Origin of the sequence: Pseudohongiella nitratireducens (assembly GCF_001642735.1) — a bacterium.
Lineage (GTDB): Bacteria > Pseudomonadota > Gammaproteobacteria > Pseudomonadales > Pseudohongiellaceae > Pseudohongiella > Pseudohongiella nitratireducens.
On record NZ_LWHM01000034.1, the window covers coordinates 71152 to 87187 of the forward strand.

13 protein-coding genes are annotated in these 16036 nt (G+C 52.6%); 1 reads left to right on the top strand and 12 read right to left on the bottom strand.

Annotated features, from left to right (window positions below):
* The 12 genes from PSCS_RS15940 to PSCS_RS14390 all read right to left on the bottom strand — a co-directional run.
* Positions 1-491, bottom strand: a 491-nt coding sequence (locus tag PSCS_RS15940) for a DUF4389 domain-containing protein (protein ID WP_232790088.1), incomplete at its 3' end; no start/stop codon positions are given.
* 125 nt (positions 492-616) lie between these two features.
* Complete coding sequence (locus PSCS_RS14335) at positions 617-1639, bottom strand: NAD(P)H-dependent glycerol-3-phosphate dehydrogenase (RefSeq protein ID WP_068812904.1); 1023 nt, start codon at positions 1637-1639, stop codon at positions 617-619.
* Between the two features lie 31 nt (positions 1640-1670).
* Positions 1671-3056: a Si-specific NAD(P)(+) transhydrogenase gene (gene sthA / locus PSCS_RS14340; RefSeq protein WP_068812906.1), complete on the bottom strand. Its 1386-nt coding sequence runs from the start codon at positions 3054-3056 to the stop codon at positions 1671-1673.
* A 78-nt stretch (positions 3057-3134) separates the two neighbouring features.
* Positions 3135-3317, bottom strand: coding sequence for a (Na+)-NQR maturation NqrM (gene nqrM / locus PSCS_RS14345; protein ID WP_068812909.1), 183 nt, complete (start codon positions 3315-3317; stop codon positions 3135-3137).
* Complete coding sequence (locus PSCS_RS14350; RefSeq protein ID WP_068812911.1) at positions 3314-4384, bottom strand: FAD:protein FMN transferase; 1071 nt, start codon at positions 4382-4384, stop codon at positions 3314-3316. The genes nqrM and PSCS_RS14350 overlap by 4 nt, the downstream gene beginning before the upstream one ends.
* Before the next feature lie 88 nt (positions 4385-4472).
* A complete protein-coding gene (gene nqrF / locus PSCS_RS14355; RefSeq protein WP_068812913.1) occupies positions 4473-5699 on the bottom strand; it encodes an NADH:ubiquinone reductase (Na(+)-transporting) subunit F in 1227 nt (408 codons plus the stop codon).
* 40 nt (positions 5700-5739) lie between these two features.
* Entirely contained in the window at positions 5740-6348 is a 609-nt protein-coding gene (nqrE, locus tag PSCS_RS14360; RefSeq protein ID WP_068812915.1) for an NADH:ubiquinone reductase (Na(+)-transporting) subunit E, read from the bottom strand.
* Positions 6348-7010, bottom strand: a complete 663-nt coding sequence (locus PSCS_RS14365) for an NADH:ubiquinone reductase (Na(+)-transporting) subunit D (RefSeq protein WP_068812917.1) — start codon at positions 7008-7010, stop codon at positions 6348-6350. The genes nqrE and PSCS_RS14365 overlap by 1 nt, the downstream gene beginning before the upstream one ends.
* A gap of 11 nt (positions 7011-7021) precedes the next feature.
* Positions 7022-7813 carry a Na(+)-translocating NADH-quinone reductase subunit C gene (locus PSCS_RS14370; RefSeq protein ID WP_068812919.1) on the bottom strand — a complete coding sequence of 264 codons (792 nt, stop codon included), beginning with the start codon at positions 7811-7813 and terminating at the stop codon, positions 7022-7024.
* Positions 7803-9020, bottom strand: a complete 1218-nt coding sequence (locus PSCS_RS14375) for an NADH:ubiquinone reductase (Na(+)-transporting) subunit B (RefSeq protein WP_068812921.1) — start codon at positions 9018-9020, stop codon at positions 7803-7805. Before PSCS_RS14375 ends, PSCS_RS14370 begins: the two co-directional genes overlap by 11 nt.
* A gap of 13 nt (positions 9021-9033) precedes the next feature.
* Entirely contained in the window at positions 9034-10392 is a 1359-nt protein-coding gene (locus tag PSCS_RS14380) for a Na(+)-translocating NADH-quinone reductase subunit A (protein WP_068812923.1), read from the bottom strand.
* Between the two features lie 448 nt (positions 10393-10840).
* Positions 10841-12307: a glyceraldehyde-3-phosphate dehydrogenase gene (locus tag PSCS_RS14390; protein WP_068812927.1), complete on the bottom strand. Its 1467-nt coding sequence runs from the start codon at positions 12305-12307 to the stop codon at positions 10841-10843.
* A 231-nt stretch (positions 12308-12538) separates the two neighbouring features.
* On the opposite strand from PSCS_RS14390, the gene mfd reads away from it, so the two are divergent.
* Positions 12539-15985 (top strand): transcription-repair coupling factor, encoded by a 3447-nt coding sequence (mfd, locus tag PSCS_RS14395; protein ID WP_068812929.1) that lies wholly within the window; start codon positions 12539-12541, stop codon positions 15983-15985.
* Positions 15986-16036 lie beyond the last annotated feature (51 nt).

The window sequence follows — 16036 nt, forward strand, 5'->3', positions numbered from 1 at the left end:
GTCTCGGTCTCGGTCTCGGTCTCGGTCTCGGTCTCGGTCTCGGTCTCGGTCTCGGTCTCGGTCTCAGGTTGGGACATCACGCCAGCCGTTGCAAGCGTTTTCGGCTCTGGCTCTGGCTCTGGCTCTGGCTCTGGCTCTGGCTCTGGCTTTAAGTGTGTTTCAGATTCATCCGGTTGTGAAGCATAAACCGGTACAGTTTCAGCCTGGCTCGGGGGCGCAGTGGCAGGCTTTGCGGCGGCTGGTTGCTGCCGCGCGGTAGCCTTGGCATCGCCGGTTGTGGCCTGGGGGAAAGGAGCAAATGGGAACGGTCGATTCTCTGAGTTATAACTCAGGAAACGCAGAATCTCTGACATATACATGGTCAGCTCTGACGAAACGCGGCGTAGCTGTGAGTTGTCACTGCCTGAAAACAGATGAAACATGACCTGCGCCAGGATCAACACCAGCATCAACAAGGCAACGATATATATCGCTGCAATGAACAGCAGCATGAAAGCAACTCGCTTCCAGGTATCTGGGCGCGTCAAATTCCTTAAGACACTCTCTATACTCGATACATTCGACATGGATTTATGTTTCTCCCAAAAGTCATCGGCAGGATGTTGAAACCGCTCTGTCAGAGCTGTTTGCTGCGATGCGCTTCAAACTCAACGTCTAAAGCACCTTCTCCATGCATCAGGGCTGACAGCACCTGATCAACCGTTTTGCCTTCGTAGACGATCTGATACAAACCATCGGCCAGTGGCATATAAACATCCATTTCTTTGGCCTTTTGCTGAACCTGTTTCAGCGTATTAACGCCTTCTGCTACCTGACCCAGTTCGCCGACCGCATCATCAAGCGTTTTACCCTCACCTAAGGCCAAGCCTACACGAAAATTTCGACTCAGCGAAGATGAACAGGTCACGATGAGATCACCCACACCAGAGAGGCCAAGGAAGGTCATAGGATCGGCGCCAAGCTCACGCCCGAAGCGAGCCATTTCTGTCAGGCTGCGTGTCACCAACATAGCGTTGGTGTTGTGCCCCATGCCCATGGCAGAGGCCAGCCCAGCGATAATGGCATAAATATTCTTAAGTGAACCCCCCAGTTCAACACCGTACATATCGTTATTGGTATAGACGCGGAAATACTCTGAACGCATCATCTCCCGCACACGCTCTCGCATCGACTCATCGGGGCTGGCAATGACCGTTCCGGTCAGGCTCTGCTGGGCGATCTCACGCGCAAGGTTTGGCCCACTGAGTACACCAATCGTTGCCTCAGGCAATTCTTGTTGCATCACCTGGCTCATCAGTAAAAAGGTACCTGCCTCAATCCCCTTGGTGGTACTGACCAGCAGAGCATCCGGACGGATAATCGGGGCAAGGCGCTGCACCACAGTACGGAAAAAAGCGCTGGGAACAGCAACAAACACCACAGAGCTGGATTCAACCGCTGCCTGGATGTCGGTGGTGGCATAGACATTTTCGTGTATCTGATAGCCTGGCAGGTAACGCGAATTCTCACGTTTCTCGTTGACCTCGGTAGCCGATTCTTCATTGCGCAGCCAGAAATTCACCCGATAGCCATTACCTGCCACAATATTGGCGATTACGGTACCAAAGCTGCCGCCACCTATTACACTTACCGTTTCCATGGACTCTTTTACTCCCTAAACTGACAATAACTCAGAATACGCGGTTCAACCCATCCAGCGCAGCGATTCGATACGCTTCTGCCATTGTCGGGTAGTTGAACGTCGTATTGAGGAAATATTTCATGGTATTGGCCTGACCGTCCTGCTCCATGATCGCCTGACCAATGTGTACGATCTCAGATGCCTGGTCGCCAAAACAGTGGATACCCAGAATCTCCAGTGTCTCGAAGTGGAAAATAATCTTCAGCATACCGACCAGTTCACCGGTAATCTGACCGCGCGCGGTATTGCTAAAGAATGCTTTACCCACCTCATAAGGAATTTTCTCGGCAGTCAGTTCCTGCTCGGTTTTACCCAGGGTACTGATTTCCGGGATGGTATAGATACCGGAGGCTACCCGGTCAATGGCAACGAACTCTTCCGGGCTGAAAATGGCATTGGACGCCGCACGCCCCTGGTCGTAGGAGGCACTGGCCAGCGATGGCCAGCCAATGATGTCGCCGGCGGCAAAGATATTTTCTACAGATGTCTGGTAGCGTTCATTGACGTGCAGTTGTCCCCGTTTATTGGGCTCAATCCCCAACTTGTCGAGCCCCATCCCATCTGAGTTACCGGCACGGCCATTGGCCCAGAGGATAATTTCACTTTTGATTTTTTTGCCCGATTTGAGGTGTGTGATGACACTGTCATCGCGATACTCAATTTTCTCATATTCTTCATTGTGACGGCTGCGCACCCCGATATCTTTGAGGTGGTAGCTCAACGCATCAGAAATTTCCCAGTCCAGGAATGACAGCAGTGACTCTGCCGGGTTGATCAGCTCGACTTTACAGCCCAGCCCACCAAAAATGGACGCGTATTCACAGCCAATCACACCCGCACCAATCACTGTCACTTTTTTGGGGGAATGATCCAGGGTGAGAATTTTGTCGCTGTCAAACAGCCGCGGATGAGTAAAGTCAACATTTTCCGGACGGTACGGTCTGGAGCCGGTGGCAATGATGAAGTAGTCAGCATGCAGAATCGGGCCTTTCTTACCCAGTTTGATGGTATGAGCATCCTGGAATTCGGCATGACCCTGAATGACTTCGACATCATTCTTTTCGTAATAATTGCCACGCAGATAGACTTGTTCATCAATCACACGATCCGCATGTCGCATGATTTCCGGGAAACTGGGCTTATTCAGATTGGCAAATTCACGCAATAACGGGTTGGAGCGAAACTGCATAACCTGGCGTACATAATGGCGCAACGCCTTGGACGGAATCGTGCCCAGGTGAGTGCAATTGCCCCCGACGCGTTCCCGATCCGAAATCAGTGCAACGCGCTTGCCGTGTTTGGCTGCATTGATTGCCGCTGATTCCCCTGCCGGGCCACTACCAATTACGATCAAATCGTATTTACTGCGCGCCATGTCGTTTTGCTCCCTCTACCGTCACTGCTGATATTAATGCGGATTTCTGCTGACAGGTTGATTCCCTGACATAAACCCTCAGGCCCTGCTCTCCTCACACTTGTTGGGATTGCCACCACAAAGCTCGCAGGATTCATCCACACCGGCTTTATTCAATCCACCACATGAACCTTTGATGGGCTGGCGGCCAAACAGAACACCAATTGCCATGCCGGCCATCACAAACAGGATAAGTACGAAGCTTGCCACGATCGTTGTCATGATTCTTCCTCCAGGTACCGTGCAAATTGACGGCTGTATCGCGAGTCAAAACCCGACTCGTTATCTGATTTTACTATAAAGTAGGCGGCAAGACCGATTTCCTCTGCCAGGGCCATGGAAGACTCGGCGCCCATGACCATAAAAGCAGTCGCCAGGGCATCCGCACGCATGGCATTGTCTGCAATAACATAGCAGGCAGCCAGGTTGTGCGTTATGGGGCGGCCCGTCGCCGGATCAATCTCGTGTGAGTAGCGCTGCCCGTCCTGTTCGAAATAATTTCGATAATCTCCGGAGCCTGCCACACCCAGCGATTCGTCGCGGGTATAAATGATTTGATGAACTTCTGGTGATCCGTTCACCGGGCGCTCAATACCTGGCACCCAGGCACTACCGTCACGTTTACGGCCTTTGATGCGCAACTCTCCACCAATTTCTATGAAGTAGCTATCCATTTGCAGGCTGTCAAAATACTCGGCGATATAGTCAGCGCCATAGCCTTTGGCGATACCGCTCAAATCCACCTGCACATCCTGTTGCTTGCGCAGCTGTGGCGGCGTCAGCTTTACATCCAGATGCTGATAGCCCACTTCGGAAAGCATTCGCTGTATGGTCTGCTCATCCGGCATATCGATTGGCCGCATTTGGGGACCAAATCCCCAGCGATCCACTAACGGCCCCACCGTGACATCGAAGGCTCCGCCGGTCAACTCACTGATCTGCAGCGCCTCCTGCATCACCTCAGCCAGCTCAGGCGAAACATCAAACCATTCTCCTGCAGGCGACTGATTGAATCGCGACAACTCGGAAGTGGGTTCATAGGTAGACATCAGTTCTTTGTCAATCCGGTGTAGACGGTCGCTAATACCTGCGGCCAGTTCTTCACCAGAGACCGCTGCCGGAAACCCTGTCACCAAGACACGGTAGCTGGTTCCCATCGTGTTGCCGTCGAGCTGGTATATATCCGGGCCTTCAGGCGCTGGACGCAACCAGATCCATACGACCAGAATGGCAAGCAACAGCAAAGTAAACTGAAAGCGGCTGACAAAACGTTGCAGATAGGACTTCACGAATTTCTATTCCTGACAAAGCAAACAGGGGAGCAGAAGTATCACTTCGGCTCCCCTGCATGGTGTGCGATTCAACGGGTCTGTCGGATCACGAGAACTCGTCCAGGGCGATATTCTCGTCTTCGACCCCAAGATCCTTGAGCATCTTGATGACCGAGGCATTCATGATGGGCGGCCCACACATATAGTATTCACAGTCTTCTGGTGCCGGATGATCTTTCAGGTACTGATCATGCACGACGTTGTGAATAAAGCCAGTGTAACCTTCCCAGTTATCTTCGGGCTGAGGCTCAGATAGCGCCACATGCCATTCAAAATTGTCATGCTTCGCAGCCAGTTCATCGAAATCTTCCACATAGAACATTTCTTTCTTGCTTCGCGCACCGTACCAGAAGGTAATTTTGCGGTTAGAGTGCAGGCGACATAACTGGTCAAAGATATGTGAACGCATAGGCGCCATACCGGCACCACCACCAACGAACACCATCTCATTATCAGTCTCCTTGGCGAAGAATTCACCGAAGGGGCCAAATACTTTCACTTTGTCGCCTGGCTTCAGGTTGAAAACATACGAAGACATGATGCCGGGCGGATGATTACTGCGCGGCGGCGGCGTGGCCACACGGATATTGAACTTGATGATACCCTTCTCTTCCGGATAGTTGGCCATTGAGTAGGCACGAATCGTGGTATCGTTGCTCTTGGAACTTAAATCGAAGAGACCAAATTTCTCCCAGTCATCACGGAAACGCTCTTCAATGTCAAAATCCTTGAAATGGACTTCATGAGGCCCGACCTCCAGCTGCACATAACCGCCAGCGCGGAAATCAACGCTTTCACCGTCCGGGATTTTCAGTACCAGCTCTTTGATGAATGTAGCGACGTTGTGATTGGAAACAACTTCACATTCCCATTGCTTCACACCAAAGAACTCAGGTTCAACTTCGATCTTCATGTCCTGTTTGACAGCAACCTGACAGGACAAACGCCAGTGGTCCTTGGCCTCACCCATGGTGAAATGGCCTTTTTCGGTTGGCAGCATGGAGCCACCACCATCAATGACCTGGCATTTACATTGCGCACAGGTACCGCCACCGCCGCAGGCAGATGACAGGTATATGCCTGCGTCTGCCAGAGTGTTCAGCAGTTTGCCGCCAGCGGGGACTGTGATCGATTTCTCGGGGTCACCGTTAATCTCAATATTGACATCGCCTGAGCTGACCAGACGGGCACGGGCCAGGAGAATCAGTGTCACCAGCACCATCACCACGACGGTGAACATCAAGGCACCAGCTACAATTGTTGTGGTATCCATTATTTCTGTAACCTTCTCACTTCAAAGTCGCTGACAAGTCTTAGAGGCTCAGGCCGCTGAACGACATGAATCCCAGTGACATCAATCCCGTTGTAATGAATGTAATGCCCAGGCCGCGCAATCCGGCTGGCACATCGCTGTACTTCATCTTTTCGCGAATGCCGGCAAGCAATGCGATTGCCAGTGCCCAGCCGACACCAGCACCCATGCCATATACCGTACTCTCCGCAAAGGTGTAGCTACGCTGCACCATGAACAGTGAGGCACCGAGGATGGCACAGTTCACTGTGATCAGGGGCAGAAAGACACCCAGCGCGTTGTACAGGGCGGGCACAAACTTATCCAGGAACATCTCCAGGATCTGTACCATGGCGGCGATCACACCGATGTAACACAGGTACCCAAGGAAGCTCAGGTCCAGGTCAGGCAGCCCTGCCCAGGCCAGTGCACCGTCTTTCAGCAGGTAGTGAAAGATCAGGTTATTGACCGGTACTGTGATGACTTGTACCACGATAACGGCAACACCCAGACCCAGCGCGGTATCAACCTTCTTGGAAACAGCCAGGAAGGTACACATGCCCAGGAACATCATCAGCGCCATGTTTTCGACAAAGATAGCGCTGACAAACAGACTCAGATAATGCTCCATCAGTGTGCCCCCGTCTCAGTCGTGTGTGGCATCATTTCAAACTCGTTATCTTCCACCTGCTCTTCATGCTTGTTACGCAGCACCCAGATAAAGAACCCGATAATAAAGAAAGCGCTTGGCGCCAGCAGCATCAGACCATTAGGCTGATACCAGCCGCCATCGGAGACCGTTGGCAAAATGGTGTAGCCCAGCAGTGTACCGGAGCCAAACAGCTCGCGAATGGTACCCACTACGATCAGTACCACGCTGTAGCCCAGACCGTTACCGATACCATCCATGAAACTGGGGATGGGCGGATTTTTCATGGCAAACGCTTCGGCACGGCCCATCACAATACAGTTAGTGATGATCAGGCCCACAAATACGCTCAATTGTTTACTGATCTCAAAGGCGTAAGCTTTGAGTATCTGGTCAACCAGGATCACCAGCGAGGCAATAATCGTCATCTGAATGATGATACGAATACTGCTGGGTATATGGTTTCGGATCATGGAGATAAACAGGTTGGAAAACGCTGTTACCGCCGTGAGCGCCATACACATGACCAGCGAAACCTGCAGGCTGGTGGTCACCGCCAGTGCCGAACAAACCCCGAGGATTTGCAAGGCAATCGGGTTGTTCATAAAGATCGGTTTGATCAGGATTGTTTTGGTAGCAGACATATTAAATCTCTTCAGCCCTGTATTTCGTTTTCAAGAAAGGGTCCAAAACCATTTTCACCCAGCCAGAATTGCACCATGTTTTCCACACCACGGCTGGTCAGAGTAGCGCCAGATAACGCATCAATTTCGTTATCACCGGAGCCACCGCCTTTGACAACCCGGAAATTCACATTACCGTTGTCACCGTACACTTCCTTGCCGACCCATTGGGCCTGCCAGTCCGGGTTGCTGATTTCGCCACCCAGTCCAGGCGTTTCCTGATGATCATAGAAACCAATGCCGCGCACGGTAGAGCCATCACTTTCCAGTGCCAGGAAACCATACATGATGCCCCAAAGCCCATAGCCATTAACCGGCAATACAATGCTTTCAATTTCACCGCTATCATTTGTCAGCGTGTAGACAGTTGCGTAGTTCGCCCGGCGACGAATCGAGGCAACGTCCTGGTCACCGGTCAGGTTAATTGACATCTCCGGATCATTTTTGGCGCTTTGCTGATCATAGGATTGCGGGTCAACTCCCAGTGATTGCATCTCTTCTTCAGTCAGGAAGCGACCTTCCTGCAGGTCAACCATGCGGGCATTGAACTCACTGAAACGTGCTTCTACATCCGCATTGGTATCCACATCAGGGTTGAACATACCTGCAGCGATCAATACGTTCTTGTTGCGATCCAGCAACTGGTTGGCAGTCTGGCGAGGTTTCAGCAACACCGCTGCACTCGAGATCATGATCGAACAAATCACGCACAGGCCCAGCGCCACCTTGATAACGTTCTGGACGGAGTTCACATTAGACGACATTGCGAGCAATCCTCCGTTTGATATTGGCTTTAACGACGAAATAGTCGATCAGCGGTGCACACAGGTTACCGAACAGGATAGCCAGCATCATGCCTTCCGGGTACGCCGGGTTAAGCACGCGAATCATTACCACCATCACACCGATCAGCAAGCCAAACACCCATTTACCGGTATTGGTCATGGATGCTGATACCGGGTCTGTTGCCATGAACACCATGCCGAAGGCAAAACCGCCCAGCACCAGGTGCCAGTACCACGGTGTAGCAAAGGCCGGGTTGGTATCTGAACCGATCGTATTCAGCAGCAGCGAGAACAACACCATACCCAGGAAGACACCTGCCATGATGCGCCATGATGCAATGCGTGTGATCAGCAGGATGGCACCACCAATGAAGATAGCCAGTGTGGATACTTCACCAATGGAGCCAGGCAGGCGCCCAAAGAATGCATCCAGCCAGGTCAGGGTCTGACCACCGGCAACAGTGATCGCTCCCATACCGTCTGCAGCAATCTGGCCCAGCGCAGTCGCGCCGCTGAAACCATCTACAGCAGTCCAGACCGAGTCACCGGACATCTGCGGCGCATAGGCAAAGAACAGGAATGCCCGACCGGTCAGCGCGGGGTTAAGGAAGTTCTTACCCGTACCACCAAAGACCTCTTTACCCACAATGATGCCGAAGGTAATACCCAGTGCAGCCAGCCACAATGGCAGCGCCGGTGGCACAATCAGGGCAAACAGAATCGAGGTAACGAAAAAGCCTTCATTAATTTCATGGCCGCGCTTGATGGCAAACAGCACTTCCCAGAAACCACCCACGATAAATACCGTGGCGTAGATCGGGATAAAGTAGACCGCGCCGTACCAGAAATTGTCCCAGATACTGCCTGGATCATTTCCTGCAAAAGCACCAATCAGCGCAGCACGCCAACCTTCTGCAGCCTGAATACCGGTATCCATCAGCGCCATGTTGGCCTGGTAGCCCAGGTTATACATGCCGTAGAACATGGCCGGAAAGGCAGCCAGCCACACCGTGATCATGATGCGCTTGAGATCCACGCCATCACGCACATGCGAACCGGAAACGGTTACCTTGCTGGGAGTATAGAAAATGGTATCCACAGCTTCGAACAGTGGATACATTTTTTCAAATTTACCGCCCTTCTCAAAGTGCGGTTCGATGTCGTCTAATATCTTACGCAGACCCATGCTTATAATTCCATCAAGTCTCTTTTTCGATTCGCGTCAGGTTGGCACGCAGAATCGGGCCGTATTCATATTTGCCCGGGCACACGTAGGTGCACAGCGCCAAATCTTCCTCGTCCATTTCCAGCGCCCCCAGATCCATTGCCGACTCAATGTCACCAACGATCAGCGATCGCAGTAACTGTGTCGGCAGCACATCCAGGGGCATGATGGTTTCGTAACTGCCAACCGGCACCATGGCACGTTCACTACCATTCGTAGCGGTGCTCATATCCAGTTTTTTGCCCTTGAACAGGCTGGTCAGATAGATACCAAGGTTGGAGTGTCGTTTGGTACCGGCTGACAGGTAGCCCATGAATGGTCGTTCACGACCTTCACGCACGACAGTAATTTGCTGATGGTACCGGCCCAGGAAGTTAGTCTGCTCAGCGACTTTACGTCCTGACAACACAGAACCGCTGATGACGCGGTTTTCACCGTCTTCCAACTCACCGGCCAGCAACTCATTGAGATCAGCGCCAACCCGTGTGCGCAGCAGACGTGGTGATTTCACCTGGGGACCGGCCAGCGCAACAACGCGCTCATTCCAGATCTGCCCGGTTGCAAACAGCTTGCCGATGGCAATCACATCCTGCACACCAATGCTCCAGACCCACTTGTTCAAACTGACCGGATCAAGGAAATGGATGTGTGTACCCGTCAAACCGGCAGGGTGAGGACCGCTGAAGCTCTCTACCGAAACATCGCCGGCAAAGGTTTCTTTTTCCAGGCCGTCAAAACTGCCCTCACGACGGCACAGAAAAACTTTGCCATCAGTCAGGCGGGACAGGATATTTACGCCTCGCACCAGATCCTGTGAATGCGCCTGGGCAACCAGCTCCGGGTTCATGGCCAGTGGGTTGCTGTCCATCAGATTGACAAAGATGGACGAAGCCTGGCTTTGCGGATCCGGCACACGGCTGAATGGCCGGGTGCGTAATGTCGTCCACAGCCCTGACTCAACCAGATTTTCAACCAGCGACTCACGCGGTGCAGAGGCAATCGCATCATCGTCCAGTTTACTGAAAGTCACCTGATCGGATTCATCTTCATCAAGATCGATAACCAAAGACAGAAACATGCGTTTCTCACCCCGGTTAATCGCCCTGACAGTACCCGTACCCGGCGCAGTATACTTAACACCGTCGGTTTTTTTGTCAGTAAACAAAAGCTGACCGAGTTTGACCCGATCTCCCTCTTTCACTTCCATCGTCGGCTTCATGCCCACGTAATCCTGCCCCAGTATGGCGACTGAACGGACCGGTTTCGCGTTCTCGATTGCCTGCTCCGGAGCGCCCTTGATGGGTAAGTCCAATCCGCGCTTAATTCTGATCATTCATCAGGCCTAGTGTAATAATTTCAGGATAATCGTTGTCTAACTATGTCGTACAACCACGTCGTTCACGCCATTGTGATACAGCATACGCATCAAAGCACCACTGCGGCCTCGCGCCGCCTGAGAGACATCACCCGCGTACGGGTAGCAAAATGTGGCTGCCAGGTATCGGCAGGCGTTGTGAAAACGCGCAATATTATAGGTTTTGATGCACTGATTTGCCACCATTTTTCGGCTTAAACGAACAAATTCAGTTTTGTGACAATATGAAACTCTGCCTGATCAGAAGCCAAGCGCCCGTCAGACAAGGTGTCGATGAGTAGAATGATATCAGCGATAAATCGAGCAAACCAGTAAAGTATCACTAAAATCTTACAGAGTGTCACAATCGGCCACCCCCCGTTTTCAGGGGACTGGCCGATTGCAAATCAACAGTTACCGTACAGGATTAACCGGCAACAGGATAGGTTCGATAGTTAACGCCAGCCATTTTATAGACCATACGCACTACCTGGTTGCAGTAACCAAACTCATTGTCGTACCACAGATACAGAACGCAGCGCTTGTCATCAACAATCGTGGCAGTCGAGTCGACTGTTGCCGCTTCCCGGGTGCCGACAAAATCACTGGACACCGCATCAGGGTCCTGGGTGTAACTGATCTGATTCTGAAGCGGCGAGTGCAGCGCCAGCAGACGCAGGAACTCGTTAATTTCTTCCTTGGTCGTTGACGTTTCCAGGTTCAGCGCCAGTATGGCCATGGACACATTCGGCACGGGTACACGCACAGCGTTACCGGTCAGTTTGCCAGCCAGTTCCGGCACCGCCTTGACCACGGCCTTCGCTGCACCGGTCTCAGTCAGTACCATGTTGAGTGCCGCGCTACGGCCACGACGGTTACCCGAGTGGTAGTTATCAATCAGGTTCTGGTCGTTGGTGTAGGCGTGAACAGTTTCAACGTGACCACCGACGATACCGAACTTGTCATTCAGTACTTTCAACACAGGTGCAATCGCATTGGTGGTACAGGACGCCGCCGTGATGATTTTATCGTCCGGGCTGATCTGGTCGTGGTTGATGCCATATACGATATTTTTCAGATCACCTTTGCCCGGCGCTGTCAGCATCACCTTGCTGGCTCCCTTGGACTGCAGGTGCAGAGACAGGCCAGCTTCATCACGCCATTTGCCCGTATTATCGATGATCAGGGCATCGTCGATACCGTAATCTGTGTAATCGATTGAGTCCGGGTTGTTGGCATAAATGATGTGAACCACATTACCGTTACAGATCAGGCAATTGTTCTCTTCATCAATACGTACCGTACCCTGGAAAGCACCGTGCACGGAGTCTGATGTAAACAAACTGGCGCGCTTGATCAAATCGCCTTCCTTGCCGGGACGAACCACAACCGCTCGCAGGCGCATCACGCCGCCGGTGCTGGTGCGCTCAATGAGCAGCCGGGCAATCAGTCGACCAATACGACCAAAGCCGTACAGAACGATGTCCTGGGACTTGGCACTGGGCGGCGTTTTGTCGCCAGCCAGTGACGTCATTTCTTCTTTGACGTAGTCATCAACTGACGGGGCATCAGCACCTTTATCCTGCTGAAGCTCCATGTATTTGACGGTTAATTTGCCGAGGTCAATCTGGCAGTGCCACAAATCCAGCTTGGCCAGCGCCATCAATACCGGATGGCTCTCAAACTCGGACATTTCATTGCGGCCGACCTGTCGGACAAACCGGTGTGACTTCATGATATTGGTAACCGAACGGTTATGCAGCGGACGGCCATAGATGAACACACCAACGTTGCGCTCACTATATAGCTTGCCGACCACAGGAATCATTTCCTGGGCCAGGGATTCGCGTTGCTTCCAATCACTGAAATAATCTTCCGGGCTGGGTCGAGTCACGTATAGTACCTGTGTAATCAAGTGGATTTGGTAGTAAAGGGGCGCATATTATCTTGTTATTACGCAGTCGGTGCAACTTTATCGCGACTGTGCCAGAATACGCACCCCGATTTTTCACCTGTTTAACGGTTGCACAAAGACAGTATTCCCTGCGATGGATACTTCCTGCCCTCACTTTCGGGTACAGTCTTTGCTCAATGAACAACAGGCAAACGATTAATAATTGGACTCATGGCTGCTTTCGACATATTTTCACCACCTTTACCCGCTGAAGCCCACACCACTCAGTGGCGCAACCTCCACCCGGGTGAACGTCCCCAGGCCATGGTCCAGGCGGCCCGTGAGATTGCCGCGACCCGGCAGGCTCCGTTACTGGTTATCACTGACAGCAGCGAACAGGGCGAACAACTCAGGCGCGAGCTGCTTTTTTACAGCGGCAACCAGAAAGAACTTCCGGTCTACCTGTTTCCGGACTGGGAAACGCTGCCATACGATGTCTTTTCACCACACCAGGACATCATTTCCGAGCGACTGAATGCACTATACCACCTGCCCATGATGCGCAGTGGCATTCTGATCGTACCAGCCAACAGTCTGATGCAACGACTGCCACCGGCTTCTTATATACAACAGCACAGCCTGATGCTGCATTGTGGCCAGGAACTGGATGTGGACGCTTTCCGCAACAACCTGGTTGCCGCTGGATATCAGCATGTGGAGTCGGTATTTGAACATGGTGAGTTTGCGGTTCGCGGCGCGATTCTGGATATTTTTCCGATGGGCAGCCGCCACCCTTTCCGAATCGATCTGTTTGATGAAGAGATCGAAACGCTGCGCAAGTTCGATCCGGAAACCCAGCTGTCTGGAGACAAGGTAGAGGAAATCCGTTTGCTGCCAGGCAAGGAATTTCCCCTCACCGAAGACGGGCGCAAACATTTCCGTATCAGTTTCCGGGAACGGTTTGACGTCGATACGCGGGACTGCGCGCTTTATCAGGATGTCAGTGAAGGCCTGGCCTCCCCCGGCATTGAGTACTATCTGCCGTTATTTTTTGAAGTCACCAGCCACCTGTTTGAGTATCTGCCAGGCAATACTGTCATTGTTCGCAGTCGGCAACTGGACACGGCAGCATTACGGTTCTGGCAGGATATCGAAAACCGTTATGAGGATCGTCGCTATGACCGGCACCGTCCCATACTGCCACCCAAAGACGTCTTCCTCACACCAGAGGACATCTTCCGACAGATCAAACCGTTTAGTGTCATTACGCTGGAAACACCTGACAGTGAACCACCATTAAAGTCCCTGGCGTCTGCCAGCACGGCTGATAACGCCATGCCAGCCCTGCAGGCTTTCCTGGCTGAGCATCCGGACTACCGGATTCTTTACTGTGCCGAGTCTGCTGGCCGGCGGGAAGTCCTGCTGGAACTGTTAAAGCAAGCCGGTGTTCGACCCGCCCCGGTCGATAGCTGGCAGGCATTCCTGAATAGCGACGCCAAAAGCGCCATGACTGTGGCGGCGCTGGACCAGGGCCTGCTGCTTAGCGACCACAAACTGGCCTTGATCCCGGAAAGCCAGTTGCTGGGCCGCCGCATTGCCCAGCGCAGACGACGTCGTCGCACCCAGGAAAGCAACAGCGATTTTATTATCAAGAGTCTGACAGAACTGCACCCGGGTTCTGCCGTGGTCCATATCGATCACGGTGTGGGTCGGTACTGCGGACTGGAAACGCTGACCATAGAAGACGAAACGACAGAGTTTCTGACCCTGGAATATGCCAAGGGTGCCAAACTTTATGTCCCGGTAGCCAGCCTGCACCTGATCAGCCGATATGGTGGTTCAGACCCTGAACTGGCACCGATTGACACCCTGGGTAATGACACCTGGCAGAAGAACAAGCGCAAAGCTGCCGAGAAAATCCGTGATGCCGCCGCGGAGCTGCTCGACATTTACGCCAAACGTGAAGCGCGACCGGGCTATGCCTGCAAACTCGAAGACAACGAATACCGTCAGTTTGCTGCCAGCTTCCCGTTTGAAGAAACGCCCGATCAGCAGGATGCCATTAACAGTGTACTGGAAGACATGCGCTCACCACGCAGCATGGACCGTCTGGTCTGCGGTGATGTGGGTTTTGGTAAAACCGAGGTTGCCATGCGCGCTGCCTGGCTGGCCGTACAAAACGGCAAACAGGTGACCATGCTGGTGCCGACCACCCTGCTCGCCCAGCAACACTTTGAGAGTTTCCGCGATCGCTTTGCCGACTGGCCCATCCAGATCGACCTGATGTCACGTTTCCGCAGTGCCAAAGAGCAGGACAATACCTTGCAAAAGCTGGCCGAAGGCAAAGTCGACATTGTGGTTGGCACGCATAAACTGCTCAACAAACAGATCAAATACAAAGACCTTGGCCTGCTGATTATTGATGAAGAACACCGCTTTGGTGTGCAGCAAAAAGAACGCATCAAGGCACTGCGGGCTGAAGTGGATATTCTGACCTTAACAGCAACACCTATTCCCCGCACGCTGAACCTGGCAATGACGGGAGCGCGCGATCTGTCGCTGATTGTCACCGCGCCAGCAAAGCGGCTGTCGGTTAAAACCTTCGTGCGGGAACACCAGGACAGTCTGGTCAAAGAAGCGGTATTGCGTGAATTGCTGCGCGGCGGCCAGGTCTTTTACCTCCACAATGAAGTCAAAACCATTGAGCGCAGTGCTGAACAGTTACGCGAACTGATCCCTGAGGCGCGCGTATGTGTGGCACACGGCCAGATGCCGGAGCGTGAGCTGGAAGCCATCATGGCGGACTTTTACCACAAACGCTATAACATCCTGGTCTGCTCCACCATTATTGAAACCGGTATCGATGTACCCAGCGCCAACACCATTATCATGGATCGTGCGGACAAACTGGGCCTGGCCCAGTTGCATCAACTTCGCGGACGTGTCGGTCGATCACACCATCAGGCCTATGCCTATTTGCTGACACCGCCCTGGAAAAGTCTTTCCAACGATGCCCAGAAACGCCTGGAAGCCATCAGCTCAGCTGACACACTGGGCGCTGGCTTTACCCTGGCCAGTCATGACCTGGAGATACGGGGTGCCGGTGAAATTCTGGGTGAGGAACAGACCGGTCACATGCAGAAAATCGGTTTCACGCTTTATACCGAAATGCTCGAAGAAGCCGTAAAAGCGATGAAGGAAGGCCGCACACCCAATATCGACCTGGTGCTGCAAAGCGGTTGCGAAATTAATCTGCGCGTCCCGGCACTCATTCCGGATGATTACCTGCCGGATATTCATACCCGACTGATCATGTACAAGCGAATTGCCGGCGCCAAGGACAAAGACGAACTCGAAGAGCTGCATGTGGAAATGATCGACCGGTTTGGTCTGTTGCCCGAAGCAACCAAAACGCTGTTTGCCGTCACACGCCTGAAACTGCGTGCCCAGCAGTTTGGCATAAACAAGATCGATGCCAGCGCAGCCAGTGGCCGCATACTGTTTGCGCAGCAAACCAGCATCGACCCGCTATCGATTGTTCAGTTAGTGCAGAAACATTCACGGATTTACAAACTGAGCGGCCCAACGCAGCTGAGCTTCACCCACGGCAAGGAAAAGCCGGCAGCTCGCATCGAGTTTATAGAGCAAACGCTGGATCAGTTCAGGCTACAGGCCTGATTCACGAATCAAGCTCAGAATAAGATGTGGCTCCAACACCAGTGCCAGGGG